The organism is Chryseobacterium sp. FH2, assembly GCF_001045455.1.
Taxonomy (GTDB): domain Bacteria; phylum Bacteroidota; class Bacteroidia; order Flavobacteriales; family Weeksellaceae; genus Chryseobacterium.
Map to the genome: position 1 here is coordinate 97,770 of NZ_LFNE01000010.1, position 24,343 is coordinate 122,112.

22 protein-coding genes, 7 tRNA genes and 1 other RNA gene are annotated in these 24,343 nt (G+C 33.8%); 9 read left to right on the top strand and 21 right to left on the bottom strand.

The features are described from left to right. Positions 1-55: 55 nt before the first annotated feature. From tuf to ACM39_RS14950, 6 genes are all read right to left on the bottom strand, one after another. On the bottom strand, positions 56-1,258 hold the full coding sequence (gene tuf, locus ACM39_RS14925; protein WP_048511850.1) for an elongation factor Tu: 1,203 nt from the start codon (positions 1,256-1,258) through the stop codon (positions 56-58). Between the two features lie 256 nt (positions 1,259-1,514). Continuing rightward, positions 1,515-4,613, bottom strand: coding sequence for an efflux RND transporter permease subunit (locus ACM39_RS14930; protein ID WP_048511851.1), 3,099 nt, complete (start codon positions 4,611-4,613; stop codon positions 1,515-1,517). 49 nt (positions 4,614-4,662) lie between these two features. Continuing rightward, entirely contained in the window at positions 4,663-5,748 is a 1,086-nt protein-coding gene (locus ACM39_RS14935; protein ID WP_048511852.1) for an efflux RND transporter periplasmic adaptor subunit, read from the bottom strand. A 3-nt stretch (positions 5,749-5,751) separates the two neighbouring features. Next, positions 5,752-6,993 (bottom strand): TolC family protein, encoded by a 1,242-nt coding sequence (locus tag ACM39_RS14940; RefSeq protein WP_082140618.1) that lies wholly within the window; start codon positions 6,991-6,993, stop codon positions 5,752-5,754. A gap of 220 nt (positions 6,994-7,213) precedes the next feature. Then, the gene (locus ACM39_RS14945; protein WP_048511853.1) at positions 7,214-8,578 is read right to left on the bottom strand and encodes an ATP-binding protein; all 1,365 of its coding nucleotides are present in this window, start codon (positions 8,576-8,578) and stop codon (positions 7,214-7,216) included. Positions 8,579-8,582: 4 nt separating this feature from the next. Continuing rightward, the gene (locus tag ACM39_RS14950) at positions 8,583-9,263 is read right to left on the bottom strand and encodes a response regulator transcription factor (protein WP_048511854.1); all 681 of its coding nucleotides are present in this window, start codon (positions 9,261-9,263) and stop codon (positions 8,583-8,585) included. 357 nt (positions 9,264-9,620) lie between these two features. Between ACM39_RS14950 and ACM39_RS14955 the strand changes: the two genes are divergently transcribed. Further along, the gene (locus ACM39_RS14955; RefSeq protein ID WP_048511855.1) at positions 9,621-10,397 is read left to right on the top strand and encodes a GLPGLI family protein; all 777 of its coding nucleotides are present in this window, start codon (positions 9,621-9,623) and stop codon (positions 10,395-10,397) included. 34 nt (positions 10,398-10,431) lie between these two features. After that, complete coding sequence (locus tag ACM39_RS14960; protein ID WP_048511856.1) at positions 10,432-10,731, top strand: hypothetical protein; 300 nt, start codon at positions 10,432-10,434, stop codon at positions 10,729-10,731. Positions 10,732-10,940: 209 nt separating this feature from the next. Here ACM39_RS14960 and ACM39_RS14965 read toward each other — a convergent pair whose 3' ends face one another. The 12 genes from ACM39_RS14965 to rpsU form a co-directional block, all read right to left on the bottom strand. Further along, the gene (locus ACM39_RS14965) at positions 10,941-11,204 is read right to left on the bottom strand and encodes a hypothetical protein (protein ID WP_048511857.1); all 264 of its coding nucleotides are present in this window, start codon (positions 11,202-11,204) and stop codon (positions 10,941-10,943) included. A 208-nt stretch (positions 11,205-11,412) separates the two neighbouring features. Continuing rightward, entirely contained in the window at positions 11,413-12,108 is a 696-nt protein-coding gene (locus tag ACM39_RS14970; protein WP_048511858.1) for a hypothetical protein, read from the bottom strand. 189 nt (positions 12,109-12,297) lie between these two features. Further along, positions 12,298-12,369, bottom strand: a tRNA-Thr gene (locus ACM39_RS14975). Positions 12,370-12,412: 43 nt separating this feature from the next. Continuing rightward, a tRNA-Gly gene (locus ACM39_RS14980) sits at positions 12,413-12,485 on the bottom strand. 84 nt (positions 12,486-12,569) lie between these two features. Further along, positions 12,570-12,650, bottom strand: a tRNA-Tyr gene (locus tag ACM39_RS14985). A gap of 16 nt (positions 12,651-12,666) precedes the next feature. Beyond that, a tRNA-Thr gene (locus tag ACM39_RS14990) sits at positions 12,667-12,740 on the bottom strand. Positions 12,741-12,827: 87 nt separating this feature from the next. Next, positions 12,828-12,900, bottom strand: a tRNA-Gly gene (locus ACM39_RS14995). Positions 12,901-12,986: 86 nt separating this feature from the next. Further along, positions 12,987-13,067, bottom strand: a tRNA-Tyr gene (locus tag ACM39_RS15000). 16 nt (positions 13,068-13,083) lie between these two features. Next, a tRNA-Thr gene (locus tag ACM39_RS15005) sits at positions 13,084-13,157 on the bottom strand. A 112-nt stretch (positions 13,158-13,269) separates the two neighbouring features. Further along, positions 13,270-13,560: an HPF/RaiA family ribosome-associated protein gene (locus ACM39_RS15010; RefSeq protein WP_048511859.1), complete on the bottom strand. Its 291-nt coding sequence runs from the start codon at positions 13,558-13,560 to the stop codon at positions 13,270-13,272. Next, on the bottom strand, positions 13,557-14,444 hold the full coding sequence (locus ACM39_RS15015; protein WP_048511860.1) for a tyrosine-type recombinase/integrase: 888 nt from the start codon (positions 14,442-14,444) through the stop codon (positions 13,557-13,559). Before ACM39_RS15015 ends, ACM39_RS15010 begins: the two co-directional genes overlap by 4 nt. Before the next feature lie 83 nt (positions 14,445-14,527). After that, positions 14,528-14,725, bottom strand: a complete 198-nt coding sequence (gene rpsU, locus ACM39_RS15020) for a 30S ribosomal protein S21 (RefSeq protein ID WP_048511861.1) — start codon at positions 14,723-14,725, stop codon at positions 14,528-14,530. Positions 14,726-14,941: 216 nt separating this feature from the next. On the opposite strand from rpsU, the gene ssrA reads away from it, so the two are divergent. The 5 genes from ssrA (at position 14,942) to ACM39_RS15045 (ending at position 19,874) form a co-directional block, all read left to right on the top strand. Beyond that, positions 14,942-15,340: a transfer-messenger RNA gene (ssrA, locus tag ACM39_RS18915) on the top strand. Positions 15,341-15,947: 607 nt separating this feature from the next. After that, positions 15,948-16,247, top strand: a complete 300-nt coding sequence (locus ACM39_RS15025; protein ID WP_048511862.1) for a hypothetical protein — start codon at positions 15,948-15,950, stop codon at positions 16,245-16,247. A 477-nt stretch (positions 16,248-16,724) separates the two neighbouring features. Further along, entirely contained in the window at positions 16,725-19,028 is a 2,304-nt protein-coding gene (locus tag ACM39_RS15035; protein WP_048511864.1) for a cysteine peptidase family C39 domain-containing protein, read from the top strand. Positions 19,029-19,040: 12 nt separating this feature from the next. Beyond that, the gene (locus tag ACM39_RS15040) at positions 19,041-19,304 is read left to right on the top strand and encodes a hypothetical protein (protein WP_048511865.1); all 264 of its coding nucleotides are present in this window, start codon (positions 19,041-19,043) and stop codon (positions 19,302-19,304) included. A 339-nt stretch (positions 19,305-19,643) separates the two neighbouring features. Continuing rightward, positions 19,644-19,874: a hypothetical protein gene (locus ACM39_RS15045; RefSeq protein WP_048511866.1), complete on the top strand. Its 231-nt coding sequence runs from the start codon at positions 19,644-19,646 to the stop codon at positions 19,872-19,874. 228 nt (positions 19,875-20,102) lie between these two features. On the opposite strand, the gene ACM39_RS15050 is transcribed toward ACM39_RS15045, so the two are convergent. Genes ACM39_RS15050 through ACM39_RS15060 form a run of 3 tightly spaced genes read right to left on the bottom strand, consistent with a single transcriptional unit; the run spans position 20,103 to position 22,352 of the window. Further along, entirely contained in the window at positions 20,103-20,591 is a 489-nt protein-coding gene (locus tag ACM39_RS15050) for a thermonuclease family protein (RefSeq protein ID WP_048511867.1), read from the bottom strand. A gap of 10 nt (positions 20,592-20,601) precedes the next feature. After that, positions 20,602-21,402 carry a helix-turn-helix domain-containing protein gene (locus tag ACM39_RS15055; RefSeq protein WP_048511868.1) on the bottom strand — a complete coding sequence of 267 codons (801 nt, stop codon included), beginning with the start codon at positions 21,400-21,402 and terminating at the stop codon, positions 20,602-20,604. A gap of 53 nt (positions 21,403-21,455) precedes the next feature. Further along, complete coding sequence (locus ACM39_RS15060; RefSeq protein ID WP_048511869.1) at positions 21,456-22,352, bottom strand: oxidoreductase; 897 nt, start codon at positions 22,350-22,352, stop codon at positions 21,456-21,458. 465 nt (positions 22,353-22,817) lie between these two features. On the opposite strand from ACM39_RS15060, the gene ACM39_RS15065 reads away from it, so the two are divergent. Both ACM39_RS15065 and fabF read left to right on the top strand, forming a co-directional pair. Further along, positions 22,818-23,057, top strand: coding sequence for an acyl carrier protein (locus tag ACM39_RS15065; RefSeq protein ID WP_002976354.1), 240 nt, complete (start codon positions 22,818-22,820; stop codon positions 23,055-23,057). 34 nt (positions 23,058-23,091) lie between these two features. Further along, a complete protein-coding gene (fabF, locus tag ACM39_RS15070) occupies positions 23,092-24,336 on the top strand; it encodes a beta-ketoacyl-ACP synthase II (RefSeq protein ID WP_048511870.1) in 1,245 nt (414 codons plus the stop codon). The last annotated feature ends 7 nt before the right edge of the window (positions 24,337-24,343 follow it).

Consider the following 24,343-nt stretch of genomic DNA (forward strand, 5'->3'; position numbering starts at 1 on the left):
TTAAAAAGCTCCGTAAAGTAGTCCCTTACGGAAGCTTTTTATTTATTTTAAGAAATTAATCTAAGATTTCAGTAACCTGACCAGCACCAACTGTTCTACCACCTTCTCTGATTGCAAATCTAAGACCTACGTTAAGAGCGATTGGTTGTAACAATTCTACTGTAATCGTTAAGTTATCACCAGGCATTACCATTTCTACACCTTCCGGTAAGAAGATTTCACCTGTAACGTCAGTAGTTCTTACATAGAACTGAGGACGATATTTGTTGTGGAATGGAGTGTGACGTCCACCTTCTTCTTTAGAAAGGATATAAACCTCAGCTTTGAATTTTTTGTGTGGCTTCACAGAGTCTTTCTTAGCGATAACCATACCTCTCTTGATGTCAGTTTTTTCAATACCTCTCAACAATAGACCTACGTTATCTCCAGCTTCACCTCTGTCTAGGATTTTTCTGAACATCTCAACTCCTGTAATAGTAGAAGTTAATTTCTCATCACCCATACCAACGATATCAACAGGATCACCTGTGTTGATAACACCAGCTTCGATTCTACCTGTTGCTACAGTACCTCTACCTGTAATAGAGAATACATCTTCGATAGGCATTAAGAATGCTTTATCTTGATCTCTTACTGGAAGTTCGATCCAAGAGTCAACAGCATCCATTAATTCTTCTACAGTTTTAAACCATTTATCATCAGCATTACCAGAAGTAGCTGCAGTAAGTGCACCAAGAGCAGAACCTTGGATTACCGGAGAATCCTCGCTATAATCATAAGTTGATAATAAATCTCTAAGTTCCATTTCAACAAGCTCTAACAATTCTGGATCATCCACCATGTCAACCTTGTTCATGAAAACAACAATTCTAGGTACGTTTACCTGACGGCAAAGTAGGATATGTTCTCTTGTTTGAGGCATTGGACCATCTGTAGCAGCACATACTAAGATAGCACCATCCATCTGAGCAGCACCAGTTACCATGTTCTTTACGTAATCCGCGTGACCTGGACAGTCAACGTGAGCGTAATGTCTGTTTACAGTTTCATACTCAATGTGAGCAGTATTAATAGTGATACCTCTTTCTTTTTCTTCTGGAGCAGAGTCAATCGCAGAGAAGTCTTTTTTCTCAGCAAGACCCTTACTAGCTAACACAGCACTGATTGCTGCAGTAAGTGTAGTTTTACCATGGTCAACGTGACCAATAGTACCAATGTTCAAGTGTGGTTTGTTACGATTAAACGTTTCCTTTGCCATGATTTAAATTATTTATTTATTGTTTTTCAAATTTTCGGTGTGCAAATATAATGAATTTTTAAATACTAAAACCTTTTTCTTAAAAAAAGTTTCAACATTTAAATCCAATGAAATACAGACCTTATCTTTCAATGTATTGAGACTGCAAATTTACACAATTTTCTCATTTTAAAAAAACTTTACAAAAGCTTTTATGAAAAAGCCTGAAACACAATCTGTTTCAGACCCGATTAGTATAATATAAATGAAAGAATAATTAGATTTGCTGTGATTTTTTGGTTCTGTTGAAGATCCAGAATATGATTGGAAAAATTAATAATGTCAATACTGTAGCCGTAATTAATCCTCCAATAATAACTATTGCCAAGGGCTTCTGGGATTCCGAACCGATACCTGTTGACAAAGCCGCAGGCATTAGTCCTATCGAAGCCATAAGTGCGGTCATTATCACAGGTCTGGTTCGTGATTTTACACCACTCAATATTGCATCATCTAAATTAAGTCCACTCTTGACATTTTGATGAAATTCCGTGATGAGAATAACTCCGTTCTGAATACAGATCCCCAATAAGGCAATCATCCCTACCCCGGCTGAAATCCCAAAATTGATTCCTGTAACGTGCAACGCAATAATTCCTCCAATCAGTGCAAAAGGTACATTGGCCAAAACCAAAAGCGAATCTTTCATATTTCCAAAAAGAATAAATAACAGGAAAAAAATTCCCAGAAGACTTATTGGAACAACCTGTGTTAATCTTTTTGAAGCTCTTTGCTGATTCTCAAACTGACCGGTCCAGCCTACAGAATACCCATCCGGAAAGTCAATTTTTGAAACTGCTTTCTGTGCATCTGCAATTGTGCCTCCTAAATCCCGGTCACGAATAGAGAATTTCACACCAATATATCGTTTGATATCATCCCGGTAAATAAATGCTGCACCATTATCTTTTTCAATAGTACTTATTTCTTTTAAAGGAATCTTCGTGCCGTCCTGAGTAGGAACCATCAATGAAGCAATATCATTTTCATCTTTTCTGTATTCTTGGGAGTATCGAAGGCGAATCGGGAATTTTCTCTCGCCGTCAAACATTTCCGAAGCTGTTTTTCCTCCGAAAGCCATTTCAAGAACAGACTGTGCGTCATCCGGCATTACCCCATAAGCGGCCATTTTATCTCTGTCCAGCACAACGCTTACTTCCGGCTGCCCAATATTTTTTATAATTCCGGCATCTTTTACGCCTTTGATATCTTTAACTTGCTTTAAAACTTCTTCTGCCAATCTGTCCAGTGTCTGAAGGTTATCTCCATAAATTTTAATTCCATTTTCAGCTTTGAAGCCGGCTACCGCTTCAGCTACGTTGTCAGAAATCGGCTGAGAATAATTAAATGTTATTCCCTGATAGCTTCGAAGCTTTTTATCAATCTCTTCAATCAGTTCTTCATAATTGATATTCCTTTTCCATTCACTTTTAGGTTTCAGATTTACTGCAAATTGTACGAACCCAAAACCATTCGGATCTGTTCCGTCGTTACTTCTGCCCGTTTGAGCAAGAACATCCGTCACTTCCGAAAAGCTCATAATATCTTTCTTTAAAAGATCTGCCGTTTTCAACGACTCTTTTAATGATGAACTCATTGGCATTTCCGCGGTGATCCAAAGTGAACCTTCATTTAATTGAGGTAAAAATTCTGTTCCTAAAAATTTTCCTGAGAATAAGGTCACTGCCAAGAAAGCGATGGAAACAATTAAACTCATTCTCTTATGTTTAAAAGTATAGTTGAAGCCTTTTAAAACAATTCTGTCCCAGAAATTAACAAAAGGATTGTTTTTCTCTTTTACATTTTTATTTAATAGGATATGCGAAAGAACCGGAACTAACGTCAACGTGAAAATCAGTGCACCCATTAATGCAAAGCCTAACGTAAATGCTAAAGGAGAGAACATCTTACCTTCCACTTTCTGGAACGAGAAAATCGGGATTAATGAAGTGATGATAATTAACTTTGAAAAGAAAATCGCTTTTCCTAAGCCTGTTCCTGTTTGTTTTATCCACCCAGCTTTTGCCATTTTGTTGAACTTTTCCTGTCCGTATTTGAGTGCTTTGTGATCGAGCATTACAAAGAGCCCTTCTACCATGACAACGGCTCCGTCAATGATAATACCAAAGTCAACCGCACCTAACGAAAGTAAGTTGGCACTCATTCCCGAAAGTTTTAAACATAAAAATGCAAACAATAAAGATAAAGGAATGATAATGGAAACAATCAGCGTGGTCCTCCAGTCTGCCATGAAAATCAAAACAATTACCGTTACCAAAACAATACCCTCCAATAAATTGTGCATTACCGTTTCTGTAGTAAAATCCATCAAATTATCTCTATCATAGAAAGTAACCATTTTTACATCTTTTGGAAGAATTTTCTCGTTGAGCTCTTTAATTTTAGCTTTTACACCCACTAAAACTTCACGAGGATTTTCCCCTTTTCTCATTACGACAATCCCTTCTACGGTATCTTCCTGATTATTCAGTCCGGCCTGTCCTACTCTAGGCATTGAACTTTCATGAACTTCCGCAACGTTTTTAACCAAAACAGGGTTTCCGTTATCATTTTCAATGGTAATATTGCCAATATCTGTAATAGATTTTACCAAACCAATTCCTCTTACCACATAAGCCTGTCCGTTTTTCTCGATAACATCACCTCCGACATTCAAGTTACTTTTCGTCACGGCGTCATAAACCTGAAGCGGAGTCAAATTATATTTATCCAAAGCTCTTGGGTCGATACTTAATTCAAAAACTTTATCCTGACCTCCGAAAACATTGATATCTGCAACTCCCGGAACGCCTCTCAAAGCCCTGTCGATAACCCAGTTTTGTAAAGTGAGCAATTCTCGGGAATCTTTTGTTTTACTCTGTAGCGTATATCGGAAAATTTCTCCGGTTGGTCCATAGGGTGGCTGTACTTCAGGATCTACCTCATCAGGAAGGCTGACTGTCCGCAATTGGTTATTGACCTGATTTCTCGCAAAAGTATCATCCACCCCGTCGTCAAATAGAATTTTCACAATGGAAAGTCCGAACATCGTTGTACTTCTCACACTGGTTTTCTTCTGAACCGGACTCATCGCCAGCTCTATAGGCGTTGTAACAAAACGCTCCACTTCTTCCGCACTTCGCCCATTCCATTGAGTAATGATTACAATTTGGGTATTAGTAACATCAGGAAAGGCTTCAATAGGCATATTTTTAAAGCTTATAAAACCCGCGATTGCCAGAATAGCTACCCAAATAAAGGTAAATGCTTTATTTTTTAAGGAAAAAGCAATTATATTTTTAATGAATTTATTCATGATAGATTTTTTGTTGACCTAAAAAGGCCGTTGAAAGAAAATTTTGGTTTTAACTATTCAGAAAACGGTAGATCAACAGCTGGTTGTTAGTAATTACCTGCTCTCCTTCAGACAAACCTTCAGAAACATAAGTAATGTCACCGACTTGTTTCAAAACTTTTATTTCTTTAACCTTTACATCTGTTCTGGATTTAAAAATCACCACAAAGCTCCTGTTATCATCAAAAATAACGGCTTTAGATGGAACAGTCAATGCCATATTATTCTCCGAACTTGTTACTTTTATAGTAGCTTTACTTTCAGGAATCAATAATCCGTTTGCATTATCTAGCACAACTCTTGCCTGCATTGCGTTGGTTTGAGGATCGATAATTTTAAAGATTTTATCAATTTTACCATCAAAAACTTTATCCGGATAAGATAATGTAGAAACCTGAGCTCTCATTCCCAGGCTTATTTTATCGATATCTGACTCGTTGACATTCATAATGGCCCAGACATTGGTTGTATTTGCAACATCAAAAATATTATCACTTCTGTCACTTCTCAGCTGCATATCTTTATTGATATTTTTCTGAACAATATATCCGCTGATTGGTGCTATAACACTATAGATATTTCCTTTCTTTACATTATAAACCGTACTTACGGCACTTGCCCTCTGCATTTGGTCCTGTGCTTTTTGCAGCTGGCTTTTAGCTTCCAATACATCTCTTTCTGTATTCAGCTTTCCTTCATACATTTCCTTGGCTACACGAAGATTGTTTTGAGCAACAACCAAATCTGTTTTTGCATCACTCACATCTTTCTGTACTTCCGCCAATTCTGTACTTCTGATGGTTGCCAAAACCTGCCCTTTCGTCACGTGATCTCCCAACTCTACATTTACACTCAAAACATTTCCTCCAACCAGTGGATAAACATCTATATAGCTATTTTTATCAGCCGATATTTTTCCGTAAAAGTTGTAATCATCTTCTATATATTTTTTCTCAACTTTTGCCAGAGAAATAGACTGAAACATTGTATTACTCAGTTCAAAGCCTTTTTTTGCTTGTGTTGTTTTTTCTTCCTCCTTTTTTGAGCAAGATAAAATTGACAACGCTATCATTACAGGGATTATATATTTTTTCATTATTTAATAGAAGATTTTCGTTTGTACTAGTTGATTCAATTGTTCTGCAGATTGTATGATTCCGTTTTTCATATCATAAATCTGAAGTGCAGTCTGTCTATAGCTTTCCATAAAATCTGTGAATTCTATAAGACTTATGTTTCCGTTTCTGAAATTTTTCAGCATCCCGTTGTAAACCAAATCCAAATTATTAAGGTCTGTGGATTTTATTTCTGCTAATTGCTCATACTGTGTTTTCCAGGTTTTGTAAGCGGACTGAACTTTAGTTTCAAGGTTTAGTTTTTGGAAATCTGCGTTTTTCTGGTTTTGTTGAATAGCAAAATTTGCTTTCTCCACATTCCCTTGATTGCTTTTCCATAAAGGCAGCGGAATTCCCACCATCAAATTCACTTCATTTTTAAAAGTCCCTCCGTTTTGGTCCCATCCCGCTCCAAGGTTTAAATCCGGAACATTCAACGATTTTTGCCATTGGGCATACAGTTTACTATTTTCAATTAATTTTAAATTATATTGATACTCTGCATTATTTTCCAGCGCTTTATTTTTCAATTCAGAGTCATCACCAAAAGGTTGAGCCGCGAGAATTTCTTTTGCTTCGGCATCTGAAAGCTGTGGTTCTATATCATCTGTAATTCCTGTTAAAACTTTAAGGTTTTGCTCCAACTCAAGAATATTTTTATTAATCCCCAGTTTGTCATTGTTTAATTGAATAACAATACTCTGAAGTCTCACTTCATCTTTCAGGGATACATTTCCTTTGGCAGACTGTACTCTATAAGCCGCCAGAAGGTCATTCATATAGCCTAATTGTTTATTGGTGTTGTCTAGTTTTAACCTTTCGTAATAAAGATTATAATATGTTGTATGAAGCTGCGTCTTCAAATCAACCAAAAGTTGAGAAAACTGAAGCTGAGCCAGCTCTTTATTTGATTTTGCAAAGGCGATTTCGTTTTTCTTTTTGCCTCCCATGTAAATTAATTGGGTAATTTCAGCTCCTTTTGCGCTTCCAATATCAAAAACTTTTCTGTCTTCAGGGTTATACGCATTGATTTGTCCACTCAGTTGAGGAAGTTCCCAGATTTTGGCCTGCAAAATATCTGCGTCAGCCATGTTAATATTGTATTGTTCGGCGAGCAGTTGTAGATTGTTCTTTTGGAAAGCTTCTTCGCAATCCGAAAGTGACATTTGCTGTTGTGCCGTCATGAATGAAGAGATGACGATGAACAGCCCTGCAATTTTGTTCATTTTTATTGATTTTATGATACAAAATTGCCCTTCTGCTATTAAAATGCTCTTAAAGAATGCTTAAAAAAAAATTAAATTTGGCTTGAGACGATGATTTAAGAATTTTTTTAACCATTAAGATGTATTTAAGGAGTTAAGAATTTTAAGTTTTTTTTCGCTTGATTTTATCTTAATTTACCTTTGACTAAATATTCTTAATGGATTTAAAATATTGTATAATTTATTTGTTAAAAATAACACTGAATTTATTCAATAAATCTGCAGGAGAAGTATAGGAAATTTTTGCACCGTGATATTCAAGAATTCTTTTAACAATTCTCAAACCAAGACCTGAACCGGAAATATTTTGAGAGTTATTCCCTCGCATAAATGCTTCAAATAATTTTAGCTGTTCCTCTTTGGGAATAGTATTTCCGTGAGAAATCACATCAACTATGAGGTTTTCATCTGTTTCAGTAATTAAAACATCAACTTCAGTATCATCAGAATATACTGCCGCGTTTTTAAACAAATTAATAAAAACAATATCGAGTAAAGACTGAACCCCTTTTATCGTTAGCAATGCATCTTCGGAGGTATCTTCAGAAATCAGGAAATCCATTTTAAGTTTGGGATAACTTTTTTCTACCGCTTCGAAAGATTCAAAAATTACTTCATCGATTCTCACCTCTTCATAAATACTCTGAATATTTTCTTTATCGAATTTTGTTAAAAGCAATAACGAATTCGTTAAATCTGACAATTGATACACATCTCTCTGAATCTGTTTTAAAGAAGAAAGTGTTTCGGGAGTGTGCTGTTCAAGTTTAATCAGATTTTCAAGCTGGAAAGCCATTCTTGTAATCGGGGTTCTGATTTCATGAGAGGCACTTGCTGTAAAATCTTTCTGTGACTGAAAAATATCATCCAACCTTGTAATCATGGTATTAAAAGATTGAGCGAGAACATTAATTTCGTCATTTGATTCTCGAACCGGAATTTGTGTTGTCAGTTTATGAGCGGTTACTTCAGAGATTTCTTTATTTAAATCTTCCAAAGGGCGCAGAAATTGCCCCATAAAATAATAGCTGAAAAATCCAATGAGCAACGTACTCATTACATAAGCTGTTATTAAAAGATATTTAAGATAGGCTAGTTTTGATTTTCCGTTTGTATCAAAAGCGCTCGTAAGAATATAATAGTTTTCCCCATTGATGGTTCTGAGTGCAGCATAAATTTCAGGAACTGTTTTTTCTGAATAAATAATTTTCTTTTCATCAAGTTCTTTCAATAAAGAACTGTCCCAAGTAACATTCCGATCCTTTATTGTACTGTAAATAAGTTCTTTTTGACCATTAAAAATCAAAATTGTCTCATTTAAAAGAATATTATCAGAATTTTCATTAAAAAAAATAGGCGCTTCCTCTTCAAAATTCTTTGACTTGGCAATAAAATGTGAAGTAAATTCTAGCCTTTGCCTGAACCTTTCTTTAAATTCATCTCTTCTGAAATCATTAAAAGACATATAAATTACCGCCATCACAATACCAAAAAGCAATGAAAAGGCAATACTAAGGTTAAGCGCTATCTTCTGTTTTAATGACATTTGGTTATAATGGGCTTAAATAATATCCGAAGCCTGAACGCGTATGAATAAGTTTAATTTTAAAATCTTTATCAATTTTCTTTCTTAAAAAGTTGATATAAACTTCGACTGTATTTGTATTCGTATTAAAATTATGCTCCCAGACATGTTCAGTTATCTGCTGTTTTGAAACGGTTCTACCTTGTGCTTCCGCCAAATAAACCAGTAATTGAAACTCTTTTAAAGTAAGCGCAATTTCAGTTCCTGCACGATAAACCTTTTGCTCGGTTTTATTGATAATCAAATCATCAATTCTGATGATATCCTGATCAGTGGTATCTGCAGGTGTTTTTCTTCTTAATAAAGAATTCATTCTCAACAACAATTCTTCAAACTGAAAGGGTTTTACCAAATAATCATCTGCCAATCTTGTAAAGGCATCTTTTTTATCTGACAAATCTCCATACGCTGAAATGATGATAATAGGAGTATTTTTATCGAAAGAACGAATGGTCTGACAAACATCTAATCCGTTTATCTTTGGAACATTTATATCAAGCAGATAAAAATCGTACGTATTATTTTTAATCTGACGAAGAAATGTTTCCCCGTCATAAATTTTATCGCAAGTAAAATTGTTTGACTCTAAAAACTTACACAGCTCTGCCGAGAGAATAAGGTCGTCTTCCAATAAGAGAATATTCATCAATATTTATTTGATACGAATTTAACGAAAATTTTTATGATTCTTGTCCGGCAATGGATCGCTGACAAATACTTTAATCAAATTTTAAGGTAAAGTTTTCATCACAAAAGCAACCGATATTTTACAAAATCTCATTATGTACCGGTATTTCTAAAATAAACTCAACCTTAATATTTTAATATGCGTATGAAATTTGGATAAAGAAATATCCCGAAAGAAATCCGGGATAATGGAGAGCCATATTCAATTCTAAAATTATGGTATCTATCATACTTGATAAATTTGAAAAATTAAAAAATATGGATTCCCGTAATTGTGATTAAAAAATATTTTGTAAATAGTCAAATAATAATTTAAATGATGAAAAAGAAATTAGTATTTGCTATTATTGGTATTTTTAGTATCTCTTTATTATCTGCTCAAGAAAAAGCTATCATGGAGATTAACTATGAAACTAAAATGATTAGCGATAGTTTAAATAGGGATAAAGTAAACATTTTTAATACTACCCTACTTTTTAATAATACTCACTCAATTTATTGCAGTAAAGAAGCTAAGGCATATTATAAAGGAATACCAACGCAAACTATTACTACTTCAGCTGGTCCAATTGCAAAGTATCCTAAAACTACGGAGAGCATCTATAAAAATAATGAGATTATTACAGCTTCATTGCCAGTTGGAAAATATGCTTTTACTTTTGAGGAACCACTTCTAAAATGGGAGATACTAAATGAAACCAAAGAAATAAAGGGATATAAGTGCCGGCTTGCAAAAACCATAACAGATACCGGTCAAACTTTTTTTGCATGGTTCACAAGTGATATATCTATTCCAGAAGGTCCTTTCAGATTTAAAGGTTTATCAGGGGTTGTACTGGAGGTATATAATAAAAACAGAACTATTGAGATTTATGCTACTGATGTGAAAAAGTCAGAAGATATTATAGAGCCTTTAAAATATTATAACGAAGTCAAAGCAAAAACGAAAGCTCAGTTTTTAGAGGCAAGAAAAAATTTCCAGGAAAATCCGTCCATGTATAATGGCAACATTAAAGTTGTAGATGCAAATGGGAATGATCGGACTAAATTTATGGTTGATCGTATTAAAAGCATAAATACATTTCTTGATTAGAACATTTTTTAAAAACAATATAAAAATTTCAACTATGAAAAAATTATTTTTTATCGGAGCCCTAGCTTTATCAACATTTACTTTTGCTAATACAAAAGATGAGGTTAAAGAAAACAAGCAGGTAGTTAATCATGAAAATACTACGGAAGTTAAAGAACTTACCCAAGAGCAAAAACAAGCTATAGCTTTGTATTTTCGTTGGTGGTCTGTCGCTTTTATAAATGCATGTGGTAGTACTACAACAGTATTTTTTCAATCAGACAATCCAGATATGAGTCCAGGATTTAATGATGAACTAGCATATGCTGTAAACTCCAATTATGGAGATTGCTAAAAAACTTTAAGTAAAAATGTTAATAGCTTCCTAATAATTAGGAAGCTATTTTTTTAATATCCTCTATTTATATCTTTAAATTTTCTAATAACATACTTTTCAACCTCTTTAAAATTACAAAAATATCACTAGTTTTGTAAAAAGTTTCACTCATTGCTTTAAATGGACTTTTTGAAAATCTTGAACCCAGATTCCCAATCTGTTTTTTTTTATTTAATTGAAATTTTCTTTAAATATTCTTTGTTTCTATCAGACTTACCAATAGTATATTTTTTTGTCGTTTCTGGAGATAAATGACTTGCCATACCTTGAGCCAAATTAATCGGAATTATTGGTGCTTCCAAAGAATTCTGAAACTTGTCAAGTTTATCTAAGAATAAATGTTTCCATGAATAAAAATCTTCTGTTACTTTAATTGGCTTTTTCGTAAAGGGATCTGTTATCTTATCTGAATCTTTAACATTTCTTTCCATCGTTGAGTAACTAAAGAACGTTTACTTGCACTCTTCCTGGACGTAAACCTTTTGAAAAAACATAATCATCTTCTGATGTACATTCAAGTAAAATTTGACGCCAATATGGAACAGCTGCAGGTATAATTACTTTAGTTTCCCATTCAAATTTCCTTCTTTTTTTTATTAAAACTTTATATTCTTGATTTTCGATATCAACATATTTTGCCTAAACCCTAAATAATTCTGTTGTTATGGCCCCAGAATAATGGAAAATATTTGCATATCTATAAAATTCTGAAAAATTATCATGTAAATATTGCAAAACAATTGTTTTCTTTCGGTCTGTTAAAAGTTCTCGTATTGCTGGAGTTTCTACTTTTTTAGAAAGCGAACCAACTGGATTAAATTCAACACAGCCATATTCCAATAACTCATTAAATAATGTTTTGAGACAACTTCTGTGTTTATTGAATACTGAATTTGTAGTGTAAATAGATTCTAAGATGTTTTTAATATGCCAAATCTTAGTGTCAATTATTCTCAAGTCAGTATATCCAAGTTCCGGAATAACTTTTTCAATAAGAGTTAACAATTGTCTTGACAAACGCATATAATCTTCTGAGAAGAGTATTTTATCCCGGACCTTCCAAAGAGCATCCATAAATTTCATACCGGGATTTAATTCACCCAGAGAATTATTCATATAAATTTTTGAAATAGGATTGAACTTTAAATCGTCAAGTTTATGCTCCATTTCCTCTTTGAAAATCTCAGCAAATATTTTAAGTTCTCGAAGTGTAGGTTTTGTAAATTTCTTTCTGTATTGAAACCCGTTAGGATATATTTCTTTAAATTTTGGATCATAGAATCTACATTCTATAAACCACTTTTTCGAAAACTTCGATATTGAAGTAAAATTCATACACCCTTTCGGTGAAAAATAAACTCCGGTTCGTTCACAACCATTAGTAAGCTTTATTAGCTCTGTGCTTCGTTTTCTCATTTTGGTAGATTAATGTTGACGTTAATGTTGACATCGAACATTTTCTACCTTTGTTAAAGCTGAATTAAAACCTTGAAAACCCCAATGTAGGAAGGGTTTTGCAATTAGAGCCAACTACGGGACTTGAACCCGTGACCTCTTCCTTACCAAGGAAGCACTCTACCGCTGAGCTAAGTCGGCATTAAACAAAAAAATCACGCTAAAAATAGAGTGATTCTTGTTGAGCGGAAGACGAGGGTCGAACTCGCGACATTCAGCTTGGAAGGCTGACGCTCTACCAACTGAGCTACTTCCGCAATTTTGTTTCCAAAATTATTGGTAACGCTTTGCAAATTTAAGAAAAATTCTTGAAACTTGCAATTTTTTTTAAATATAAACTGTGGGAAGAGCAGGATTCGAACCTGCGAAGCCGAAGCAACTGAGTTACAGTCAGTCCCATTTAGCCACTCTGGAATCTTCCCGAATGTTTATATTAAGAGCCTCCAGAGGGATTCGAACCCACGACCCCGAGATTACAAATCACGTGCTCTGGCCAACTGAGCTATGGAGGCATTTTTAATATCCTGACTGAAAACTGTTGAGAAAATTCTACTCTGAGTTTTTCAGTAGTTAAAAGACACTTTTACAGTGTAATTCTGAGCGGAAGACGAGGGTCGAACTCGCGACATTCAGCTTGGAAGGCTGACGCTCTACCAACTGAGCTACTTCCGCAATTTTGTTTCCAAAATTATTGGTAACGGTGTGCAAATCTAAGAAAACTCTCTGAGACTCGCAAGCCTTTTTTTAAATATAAACTGTGGGAAGAGCAGGATTCGAACCTGCGAAGCCGAAGCAACTGAGTTACAGTCAGTCCCATTTAGCCACTCTGGAATCTTCCCGAATGTTTATATTAAGAGCCTCCAGAGGGATTCGAACCCACGACCCCGAGATTACAAATCACGTGCTCTGGCCAACTGAGCTATGGAGGCATATAATTAAAAAAAGAATTCAAAAGAACGCTGTTCCCTTTTTGCGAGTGCAAATATAGAACGGTTTTTTTGAATTCTCAAACTTTTTATTGACTTTTTTTATCTTTTTTTTCTACGCCATTTCTTTTTTCTTGATTAGTAGCTTTTTAGCAGTATCTACACACATATCTAAACTTTCTTCAAAACTAGCAGATGTCTTTTTTACAACGATATCGTCACCCGGAACAGCCAAAATAATCTCGGCAGTTTTGTTCGCTCTATCCGCATTATTTTCTACTTTTAAAAATATTTTACACTCCTGAATTTTGTCATAGAAAGTATCAAGTTTACTTACTTTCTTTTCAATGTGTGACTCTAATGGTTCATGAGGTGTTAAACCAATTGATTGTACTGTGATCTTCATAATTCTTCTTTTTTAGACGCTCTAGGATGAGCCTGATTAAACACTTTTTTCAATTGTTCAATATTAGCATTCGTATAAACTTGCGTACTTGCAAGACTGGAATGCCCTAATATCTTTTTTACTTTGGAGATCTCCGCCCCATTATCCAAAACGTGAGTAGCAAAGCTATGACGGAGGATGTGAGGACTTCTTTTTTCCTTCGTTGTTATAAGACTAAGGTACTTATTAACTACCACATAAACAAATTTTTCATTGAGTTTTTTCCCTTTCTTATTTACAAAAAAATATGATTTATATTCATCTTGTGGCATTCTTATGTCTAAATAACTTTTAAGCAAGATAGATAAGTCTTCAGATATAGGAATATATCTTTCTTTATTTCCTTTACCAATAATTTTAAGCTCATTCCCACTCAAGTTAACACTCTCAAACATCATACCACAAAGCTCCGCTTTCCGAATTCCTGTCTGATAAAGTACCTCCATTATACATTTTTCTAATCTATCATTTACTTGCCCAAAAATATTATCATTAAGCACCTGCATCTCCTCTTTAGACATAGGAATCTGCTTTTCAGGATAAAATTTCAAAGAAGAAATACTTTCAGTGGGAGAAACGTTAATTTCACCTATTTTTAAGAGATAAAGATAAAAACTACGAAGGGAGGAAAGCTTCCTATTGATACTTCGTCTTGCAATATTATTTTCACTAAGCTCAACAATAAAATTCCGGATAACTTTTTTGTCTGCTTTTGAAATATCTTCGGAAGACTCAGTTTTGAGATAGAAATAAGAAAAATCTTCAAGATCTTTCTTATAGCTTGTAATAGTGTGAGGAGAATACCTCTTTTCAAATTGTAAATAGTCTAAAAATTTATCTAACATGTTATTAGATTATAAAAACAAAAATTCACTTCTCAAATATAAGAATTTAAGAAGTGAATTTAGTATAAGTTTAAGAAAATTTCTTAAGCCTGTTCTTCTTTACTAAGAGCTCTTTGCTTATAAGCAGCTTTAAGTCTAGCTTGTCTTAAAGTTACAGAAGGCTTATTAAACTGTTGTCTTGATCTTAATTGACGAACTGTACCAGTTTTATCAAATTTTCTTTTATATTTTTTTAACGCTCTGTCGATGGATTCACCATCTTTTACCGGAATTATTAACATATATTACATCTCATTTTGGATTGCAAAACTATGAATTTTTTATTAAACTGCAAAATCCGGGCTCATTTAATATTCTAAATTTTCTTTAAAATAAAATAATCACAATAACTAAATACCTTGGCTCTTACCTTTCAGTACACTATAGCGCCTTATAAATAGTATTAAAAAGTTTAATTATTTAAACAAAAGTCTTATCTTTGCATTCAATTTATACTTGGGGTTGACTGGTTTCGACAGCAAGATCAATGGATAAGTAAGCATGCAGAGAACCGTAGCGCGATCTCTTTAATCCCTTGCTACAAAATTTTAACTGGCAACGAAGAGTTCGCTCTTGCAGCTTAATATCGAAGTATAGTAGATCAAGCGTTTTCCCGAAGATAGTAAGGAAGCAAGATATCTCACAAATGCTCTGTTCTGCGGCGTTTGATTCTGGGATATAGGAATGCAGAAATAAGGTTTTGGATGCTTTGACCAAAACTCGAAAACTTTAGAAGATAAGCTGAAAGTTGGGTGTCTGCTCTCTGCTTTCAGCCGAAAACCAATAGTAGAATAAGCATGTAGAAAGCTTATGTATTGCTTGTTTGGACGAGGGTTCGAATCCCTCCAACTCCACTTTTTAAGCTAAAGAGAATTTGTAAATTATTGAATTTAAAATAATTACATTTTCTCTTTTCTATTTTGTATCCGAAATTGTATCCGAAAATTATATTTGATAATTATTTGCTCTAATTAAACCTCATTTAATTTATTTGAATACTCCTCTAAAATAAGATTTCTATCAGATGTAAAGATACGAACTATATAAATGATTTCAAATAAATTAATACCATTTTAGACATGATAGAATATATAAGGAGCTATGATTTTTAATACTGAATTTTAGCTCTTTTTAATGCTTTTACTTATTGTGGAAATAAACAATTCAATTTTCATGAGTGGATTACACTTTTGTTTTGACATATTTTTTCTTTTTGATTGCTTTTTTAATATATGCCTAACAACAAATTAAAAGGTATGAAAAATTATTTATCGCTGACTTACTAACTTTTGCTTTTTACGCAAAATTACAAGCTCAAACACAATACAACCTCCCTGCTTCTTTTCCTATCGAATCAAGTATGTATAATAGAACAGGTAGCAGAATAAACAGTAATGAACCACCCCCAAACAGTCCCCTCCCACCACCACTTAAATTAAAAAATTAGAAGAATACTCATCCAGCTTGGACTCCATTGAATATAAAAGTGAAGAATTAGAGGTTTCACCCCAAACAGCAGAATTTAGAAGAGGAGCAATGGGAAATAATCCCGATATGTTTAGTCAATTAACAACTCCTAAAAATCCTGTTGAGAACTCAAGTAATACAAGTGTTAATACAAGCGATTACAACCCAAATATCACTTTAAATAGTGAATCAACTAACCAAAATAAACCTTGGCAATGGCTAATGTTATTAGGGATAGTCTGCTTTGCTATTTATATCGTTAGAAATAGAAAAACATTTATTCAAAAGCACAAATAAAATGATAATGCAGTCTCTAACCGCTACAATTGGATTTGGATGTTATACTCCACCTTTTAAACAATACAGTATTTGGGACGACATTAATTTATTCTTGATGTTAATCTCATTTGCTGTTTTGTATGTAGGGTGCACTTACTATCTCCTACTGGCGCTGAAACTCGCAACGAATAGACTGAAAAGTACTTTTAAAAAGAAAAATACCAAATAATCAATAACCTGCCTACAATATGGCAGGTTTGTTTTTATAAGCATTATGAAACTACTACATTATTTGTAGTTCACTATAATATTCCCAAAAGAAATTTTAATGCGTCAAGTTCTGGCGTGTATGAGGATTAGCTTTGCTTTAAAAACATTAAAACAAAATATTAATTGCTAAAACACAGCTTATGAAAAAAACTATTTGATGATGAGTGGAGTGATGATCTCTCTGAGTTCAAGGTCATTTCTATAGAAGATTTAAACAAAGGATTTGTGGGAGATAAGAGTGCTTTGGGTGATACTATTATCAACAAAGATAATTCTCCTGATTATAGAAGTCCATTCCATGATTACAGAAATACACCTTTAGGCTATTCTTATCTTACAGATAACCCTGTGTCAATATTTGCTTCAACAGGAGTCAATGACAAAGGAGAAAAAGGATATGAATATTATGCAGAAGTTTTGCCTTGTGAAACAGGTTCACAGGTATATGGAAGCTATCAGGCTAATACAAGAAAGAAACAGGCTTTATTTCTGTTCTATGAGAAGCCCAATACCAACAAATCAAACTTTTCTGGTGATTTTTACATTGCCAAGATGGGAGATTACTTTGTACAGCTCTTCAAGAGGTTTCCAGAACCATTACCATCCAATATAAGCGGTCAGTTCTTCAGTAATATCTCTTCTATGGAAGATGAGGCTGCTTATTTGGCTCAGTTGGCTTATACTTTTGAGAAAGATAAGATTGATGCAACTCTTGTTCATCAGGCATTAATGAGAGAATATCAATTTTATACAGGAGACAGGAGGTTTGAAGAGATCATAGGAAATATTTCTTCTATTCCTGCTGATGCTATTGGATGGTGTGCTGAAAAGTTAGAAGCCTTTAAACCTACAGAGAAGAATTACAATCCTGAATCTAAAGATTATTCTCCATTGGTTCCTATTATTGGAGGTGTTGCAGTTCCTGTTAATATGAATAAGGCTGCACAGTTCTTTGAGAACTTAGGAGATAATCCATTTGTTCAGGGAGCTGAAGTTGCCTTTTCAAAGGTTGGGTCAATGGTAAAACAGGCAGCAAACAAAGTTAAAGAAGCTTCTATAGAACACCTTCCTGACGCCTTTAAAAAGCTGGTCAATAAGATTACAGGTGTCATTAATGATATTAAATCCTTTCTTACCAATATAGCAGATGATCTTAGTGAAATGGTAAAACAAGGAATAGAAGTTCTTAAATTAGCTAATGCTTTCTATTGTGGTATTAACAGTGGGCTTATCAGCCTCATCCAATGTCTACTTTATATTTTAGAGTTTCTTTTACAGCCTACAACAGCTTTTTCTTATCAGCAGTATCTTGAAAGAAGAGACTTGATGGAAAAAGCTGAGGATGTACTAGATTGGGTAACAGAGAATGTATCTAAGTTCTTACAGGGAGTTAAAGACCTATTCAAAGCCAGTGGAGGTATTTCTCAATCTGATATGCAGGGAATACTAGATAAGATGAATGAGTATTTTGGTGATGTTTCAAGATATACAGTAGCTTTTTATGTAGGTATTTTTGCCTTTGAGTTACTGATTAATATTTTGCTACTTATTTTTACAGAAGGAGCAGGAAATGTTGTAAAAGGAGCTACTTATGTACAAAAAGCAGCAAGCTTATTAAAGGTTCTTGCAAAGGAAACTGTTTCTGTAGCCACATTAGGAATTACAGATTTACTGGCTTTTCTTTCAAGATTTATTGTTAGATTTGGAAAAGCTTGTGCTAAGGGGTTTAAAGGATTTATCAGGTTCATTGAGGATTTGTTACAGGGTGCTAAGAATGGTGCTAAGGCTGAGGATTTAGCCATGACAGCAGAGGAAATTGAAGAAATTGTATTACAAGGAAAGAAAGCACAGAGCATTTTCAACATCCTTGCCAGTGCAAGAATAGGATTTAAAAAGCTTGGCATTGAAATTCTGGCTAAAGCTGATGGTTATCTGCTGAAATGGAAAGAAAAACCTATCTTCAAAGGAGATTTCAAAGAAGTAAATTCTTTCTGGAATAAAATTCTGAAACCTAAAATAAGGACTGGTACAGGAGGAGTACTAAAATATCTTGAAGTTCTTTCCAGAGATATGGTCGCCCAAGAGCATAATATGTCCTGTGCGGCAGCCTGTATCAGGCAATTGGCAAAAGATAATGGTATTGAGATGACGGAAGCGGCCATAAGAAAGCTAGCTGGAACTACAGAAGAAATGGGGACAATGTATGATAATATAGTTCCTACAATGGAACATATTTTTGGAAAAGGTAAAATTCAAGGTGGTCACGCTAGTGCAGGAGAGCTTTCAAGTTCTGAAATTGTAAAAATTTTATCAAAGGAAAATTCTTGGATAGCTACTATTAAGCCTATTACAGGAGAAAGGCACGCAATAATAATTGATAGAATAGTAGATGGTAAGTTACATATCAGAGACCCTTGGCCAATAGAAGGTATTGGTAAAGGGAGTGGTGTCAGAGCTACTATTGAGTTAGAAGATTTTATTACTCAATGGGAAAAAGGAGGTCAGTTTTTTGTAAGAATAAAACAATAAAAATATTAGATTATGTATTTAAATGAAATAAAAAGCACAATAGAAGAAGAAGGGTATTATTGTACAATTAAAAATAACGAACTATATGTTGGACAGAATTATAAGTTTGAGGAAGGTTTAGGATTTGGAACTTACCAAAAGGGATTTTCTATTGAAATTCAAGGTAAAACATTGACTATTAAGTATGCCATTGGTCAGATTTCAACAGCAAAAGAATTCAAAACCATTGAAGAACTTTTAAAGTTTATAAGACAGGTTTTCCCGATAGAGGATTAATTTAACTTTCATACAAAACCACTTTTTCTTAAAAGTGGTTTTGTTTTTTACCAAAGCCTGTTCCAAAGTTTCAAAGGTTATATTAAATTTATAGAGGAACTTTTGACCGGAGCAAAAAATGGTTCTAGAGCTGATGATTTAGTAGAGGATAAGATATTGAGAAAGTAATTCTGAAAGAAAAAAACTGCAGAAAGGAGGAGGCAATATTAATAAAACTTTTGCCGAGAATGCAGGAATTAAAATAGAAAGATGGATAAGTGAATATGGGCTCCTGGGCCAGGATCTGGTGAATTTTGGAAAGAATTTAATAAAGAACAAGATGTGGTTGACTTTATTAAAATGTATTATTTTGAGGAAAATGATTTATTTAATTCTAGAATTGACTACGAAAATAATGTGCGTGGAACGTATAATTTCATAGAAATAAAAGAAATTTTAAGTAAGCTTTCAACACAATTAATTGAAATTATTGATTCTGAAATTCATATTAATGAAAGAGGTCTTTATTATAAAATACCTTTTGAAAACTGGAGCATAATAAAAGGGAAGATGAGGAAAGACCAACAATAAAAGTTAAAAAAGGTATTATAAGCTATGACCTTATGATATTAAGAAAAAAATTAAAAACAAATGAAAATTACGATTTGGATGATATAGAAGCTATTTCTAATTTGTTTTTGGTTATGTGTAATAATTTTAAAAAAATAGAAAAATTAGAAAGAAATCGCTTGTTTTAGTTTAAAATGTAACTTTAGATAACATCAAGATTATAAATGCTGAAAAAAGAGGTTTTGTTCATCATAAAACCTCTTTTTTATTTTTATTTCTTTTAGTCTTTCTGAAATCCCATGGCGAGACAGCATTTTTATCTGACCATAGCCCTAGCTTTGTTTTTTTAGCTTCAATTTCGTAATTTTTTAATTCAAAATCCTTTGACGCTTTAAAATACCACCATCCTAAACCTGCTTTTATAATCTCAGCGGATAAATATTTATCATCATAAAAGATCTTAGCAACAGTTCGTTTGTATCTGTCTTTGCTTATTCTGTAAAAAATAACTGTCTTTCCAAAAACTTGAGAACTTGTAAATTGTTTTGCTTTTTTACCAAAGGCCTGTCCATTTTCAGGGCAATCAACTTCTGCTAACCTCAAAGTTTCCTGATGATTATTTCCTAATAAAACAACAACCGTATCACCATCTTTGATTTTAATAACTTTAGCTTTAGTCTGACAAAAGAATAAATTAAAACTGAAAAATAAAATCAAACTACAAAATTTCAACTTCATTATATAAATACTATACTATTTTACTTGGTGATTCACCGTAATATTTTTTAAAGGCAAATGAAAAATGAGAAAGATCTTCAAAACCCAAATCTAAATAAATATCAGAAGCCATCTTCCCTTTTTCTAAAAGATAATGAGCTTCCTGTAACCTCTTTTGAAGAAGCCATTTCCCGGGCGTAGTTCCGAATATCTTTTCAAAATCACGTTTGAAAGTCGCCAGACTCCTTCCTGTAAGATATGCGAAGCGGTCTAAATTAACATTAAAATGATAATTCTTATTCATAAAAGCCTCAATATTCATTTTTCCGGGTTCTTCAAAATCAAATAAAATATTCTTCAAATCCGGTTCTTCCTGAATTAATAAAATCAAGGCTTCTTTTATTTTTAAATCAACCAAGCGAGAGTCTGAAAGTTTCCCGGAATTTTGATATAGCAATAATGAATCCATATAGCTTTTCAATTCCAGACTGTCATTTAACAATATCAAAGGTTTATTAAATTCTTTTTTTTCTGAAATTAAATCATATTCAAGACTAAAATCCTTTAAAATCTGTTGATCCAGATAAATTGATAATGATTTAAAATCTCCATTTGGTGGCGGCTGTTTCATAAATTTGAGCAACTGATTTCGTCTCAAAAAACGAATAGAACCGTCTCTCGCCGAATAATCATTAAAACCATCATTCAAAATCAAATCTCCGGAAATCTGATAGCTCAAAACATGATCTGCAACAAAATGCTCTCCCTGTCTGCTCAGTTGTGTATAACAGGAATAGACAATATTTCCAAAATCTTCTCTTTTAGATTTCATTTCATACAAATATAAGAAATGAGACTGCAATTATTACAGTCTCATCGTTGCTTTTATTCCAAACTAATTCCTTTATGAGACAAATATTGCTTTCCATATTCTGTTTCAAAAATATTGACAGCATCATCGTGATCAGTTGAGACCGTGACATCTAACCATTTTTCAAATTCTTCTTTTCGCTTTTCGTCGGTAACTCTCAAAATAGCAGCTGCTTCACTTCCCAAAACCAAATGCAAAGGAGGATTTTCATCTTCAACAACTTTTATCATTACTTTTGCAGCTTTACCAGGATCACCCATTGGAAGAAATTTACCGGAAGTTAAATGTGCTTTTATCCCCCCAACTGTTGTTTCGTACCCTTCGATATCTTTCGCAAAACTCATTGAAGACCCCACCCATTCTGTACGGAAACCACCCGGTTCAATACAGGTTAATTTAATTCCCAACGTTGCAATTTCTTTACTTAGTGACTCAGAGAAACCAACAAGACCAAATTTTGCTGCCTGATAAATTGAAAGACCTGCATTCCCTACTCTGCCGCCAATTGAGCTTATTTGCAGAATATTTCCCGAACGTTGTTTTCTCATATAAGGTAAAACCGCTCTCGTCACCTCAATCGGCGCATATAAATTAACCTCCAATTGATTTCTTACCTGTTCATTTGTAAACGCTTCAGCCGCTCCAGTAATTCCGAAACCTGCATTATTTACCAAAACATCAATTCTTCCAAAATGTTCAATTGTTTCTTCAACAGCAGAATAAATCTGTTCTTTATTTTGAACATCCAATTCTAATGCAATCAACTGTTCCGGATACTTTTCAGCTAAATCATTTAACTGTTGAGGATTCCTTGCAGTTGCCGCCACGTTATCCCCTTTTAACAAAACTGCTTCTGCAAGACTTCTCCCCAGTCCTTTCGAACTTCCTGTGATAAACCAAACTTTTTTCATTTTTACTGATTTTTTATTGAGACAAAGTTCCGTCAATCACAACATATGCATTTTGTTAAAAAGCTCAATTTTGTTTTGTTAAAAAGCTCAATGTAATACAAGAATACAACTACACGTTATAATAGTATATAGACAGATAAAGTATTCTCTTAATAATTAAAATTTTATTAAAATCAATAAAATTTAATTCCGTTTAGTTTTATCGTTATTTTACATTAATCTAACTAATACTCAGTATTAATACTACAATTCATCAATACTTCATTTCAGCCAAACAACTTTTCATTTTCTCAATTTGAAATATTTGGAAACCACTACACTGAATATAACCAATTGAAAACTAAAACACTAAACTTCCACAATATAAAATAAGCATCGCCAAACCACAAAAAAGAGTAAAAAAATGTTTTATCGTAAAGAATTTTATATATTTGCACCATCTAACAATTAAAAAAATAATTTACTATGTCAGACATTGCATCAAGAGTAAAAGCTATCATCGCTGATAAGCTTGACGTTGAAGAAACAGAAGTAACTCCAGAGGCTAGCTTCACAAACGATTTAGGAGCAGATTCTTTGGATACAGTTGAACTTATCATGGAATTTGAAAAAGAATTCAATATTCAAATCCCTGATGATCAGGCTGAAAAAATTACTACTGTAGGGCACGCTATCGCTTATATCGAAGAAGTAGTAAATAAATAATATTCTTCAACAAAAAAGAAATTAAAGAAAGTTTATGGAATTAAAAAGAGTAGTTGTAACCGGTTTTGGCGCAATAACACCGATTGGAAATAATGCAAAAGAATACTGGGAAAATCTTCTTAAAGGTGAGAGCGGTGCTGCTCCGATTACTCTTTTTGATGCCACAAACTTCAAGACTAAGTTCGCTTGCGAAGTAAAAGGTTTCAATCCATTAGATCATTTCGATAAGAAAGAGGCTAAAAAAATGGATAGAAATACTCAGCTTGGGCTTGTTGCTGCCAGAGAAGCAGTATCACACTCAAGAATTATTGAAGACAATGTAGATAAAAACAGAGTCGGGGTAATTTGGGGATCGGGAATCGGAGGTTTAGAGACTTTTGAAACTGAAGTTTTAGGGTGGGCAAATACAGACATTCCTAGATTCAACCCTTTCTTTATTCCTAAAATGATTGCGGATATCACCCCTGGACATATCTCTATAGAGTATGGTTTCCATGGTCCCAATTATACAACTGTTTCTGCATGTGCGTCTTCAGCAAACGCTTTAATTGATTCCAAAATGCTTATCCAACTAGGAAAGGCAGACGTGATTGTATGTGGAGGCTCAGAGGCAGCCGTTACAGCAAGTGGTGTCGGTGGTTTCAATGCAATGATGGCACTTTCTACAAGAAATGATGATCCAAAAACAGCTTCAAGACCTTTTGACAAAGACAGAGATGGTTTTGTACTTGGTGAAGGAGCAGGAACTATCATTCTTGAAGAATATGAGCATGCGGTAAAACGTGGTGCAACAATTTATGCAGAATTAAAAGGTGGAGGTATGAGTGCAGATGCACACCATATGACAGCACCTCATCCTGAAGGTTTAGGAGCTTACCTTGTAATGAAAAATTGCTTGGAAGATGCAGGCTTAACTGCTGATGAAGTAGATCACATCAATATGCATGGTACATCTACTCCATTAGGAGACATTGCAGAATCTAATGCGATTTCAAGATTATTAGGAGAGCACGCTTTTGACATTCAGATTAATTCTACAAAATCAATGACTGGTCACCTTTTGGGTGCTGCCGGGGTTATTGAAGCTATTGCTGCGTTGGGAACTATTATTCATGGTATTGTTCCTCCTACCATCAACCATTTTACTGATGATGAAAATATTGACAGCAGGCTGAATTTTACATTCAATGATGCTGTGAAGAAAGATGTGAAAGTAGCCATGAGTAATACTTTTGGGTTTGGTGGTCATAACGCTTGCGTTCTATTTACGAAAATCTAAATTTACT

What these genes read in the sequence shown, in the direction of transcription:
- ACM39_RS15015 (WP_048511860.1), bottom strand. Translation starts at nt 14,444, where the DNA reads ATGTTAGATAAATTTTTAGACTATTTACAATTTGAAAAGAGGTATTCT.
- ACM39_RS15060 (WP_048511869.1), bottom strand. Translation starts at nt 22,352, where the DNA reads ATGAAAAAAGTTTGGTTTATCACAGGAAGTTCGAAAGGACTGGGGAGA.
- ACM39_RS14970 (WP_048511858.1), bottom strand. Translation starts at nt 12,108, where the DNA reads ATGAATTTTACTTCAATATCGAAGTTTTCGAAAAAGTGGTTTATAGAA.
- ACM39_RS14950 (WP_048511854.1), bottom strand. Translation starts at nt 9,263, where the DNA reads ATGAATATTCTCTTATTGGAAGACGACCTTATTCTCTCGGCAGAGCTG.
- ACM39_RS14960 (WP_048511856.1), top strand. Translation starts at nt 10,432, where the DNA reads ATGAAAAAATTATTTTTTATCGGAGCCCTAGCTTTATCAACATTTACT.
- tuf (WP_048511850.1), bottom strand. Translation starts at nt 1,258, where the DNA reads ATGGCAAAGGAAACGTTTAATCGTAACAAACCACACTTGAACATTGGT.
- ACM39_RS14945 (WP_048511853.1), bottom strand. Translation starts at nt 8,578, where the DNA reads ATGTCATTAAAACAGAAGATAGCGCTTAACCTTAGTATTGCCTTTTCA.
- fabF (WP_048511870.1), top strand. Translation starts at nt 23,092, where the DNA reads ATGGAATTAAAAAGAGTAGTTGTAACCGGTTTTGGCGCAATAACACCG.
- rpsU (WP_048511861.1), bottom strand. Translation starts at nt 14,725, where the DNA reads ATGTTAATAATTCCGGTAAAAGATGGTGAATCCATCGACAGAGCGTTA.
- ACM39_RS14940 (WP_082140618.1), bottom strand. Translation starts at nt 6,993, where the DNA reads ATGAACAAAATTGCAGGGCTGTTCATCGTCATCTCTTCATTCATGACG.
- ACM39_RS15045 (WP_048511866.1), top strand. Translation starts at nt 19,644, where the DNA reads ATGTATTATTTTGAGGAAAATGATTTATTTAATTCTAGAATTGACTAC.
- ACM39_RS15055 (WP_048511868.1), bottom strand. Translation starts at nt 21,402, where the DNA reads ATGAAATCTAAAAGAGAAGATTTTGGAAATATTGTCTATTCCTGTTAT.
- ACM39_RS15010 (WP_048511859.1), bottom strand. Translation starts at nt 13,560, where the DNA reads ATGAAGATCACAGTACAATCAATTGGTTTAACACCTCATGAACCATTA.
- ACM39_RS14965 (WP_048511857.1), bottom strand. Translation starts at nt 11,204, where the DNA reads ATGGAAAGAAATGTTAAAGATTCAGATAAGATAACAGATCCCTTTACG.
- ACM39_RS15065 (WP_002976354.1), top strand. Translation starts at nt 22,818, where the DNA reads ATGTCAGACATTGCATCAAGAGTAAAAGCTATCATCGCTGATAAGCTT.
- ACM39_RS14955 (WP_048511855.1), top strand. Translation starts at nt 9,621, where the DNA reads ATGATGAAAAAGAAATTAGTATTTGCTATTATTGGTATTTTTAGTATC.
- ACM39_RS15040 (WP_048511865.1), top strand. Translation starts at nt 19,041, where the DNA reads ATGTATTTAAATGAAATAAAAAGCACAATAGAAGAAGAAGGGTATTAT.
- ACM39_RS15050 (WP_048511867.1), bottom strand. Translation starts at nt 20,591, where the DNA reads ATGAAGTTGAAATTTTGTAGTTTGATTTTATTTTTCAGTTTTAATTTA.
- ACM39_RS14935 (WP_048511852.1), bottom strand. Translation starts at nt 5,748, where the DNA reads ATGAAAAAATATATAATCCCTGTAATGATAGCGTTGTCAATTTTATCT.
- ACM39_RS14930 (WP_048511851.1), bottom strand. Translation starts at nt 4,613, where the DNA reads ATGAATAAATTCATTAAAAATATAATTGCTTTTTCCTTAAAAAATAAA.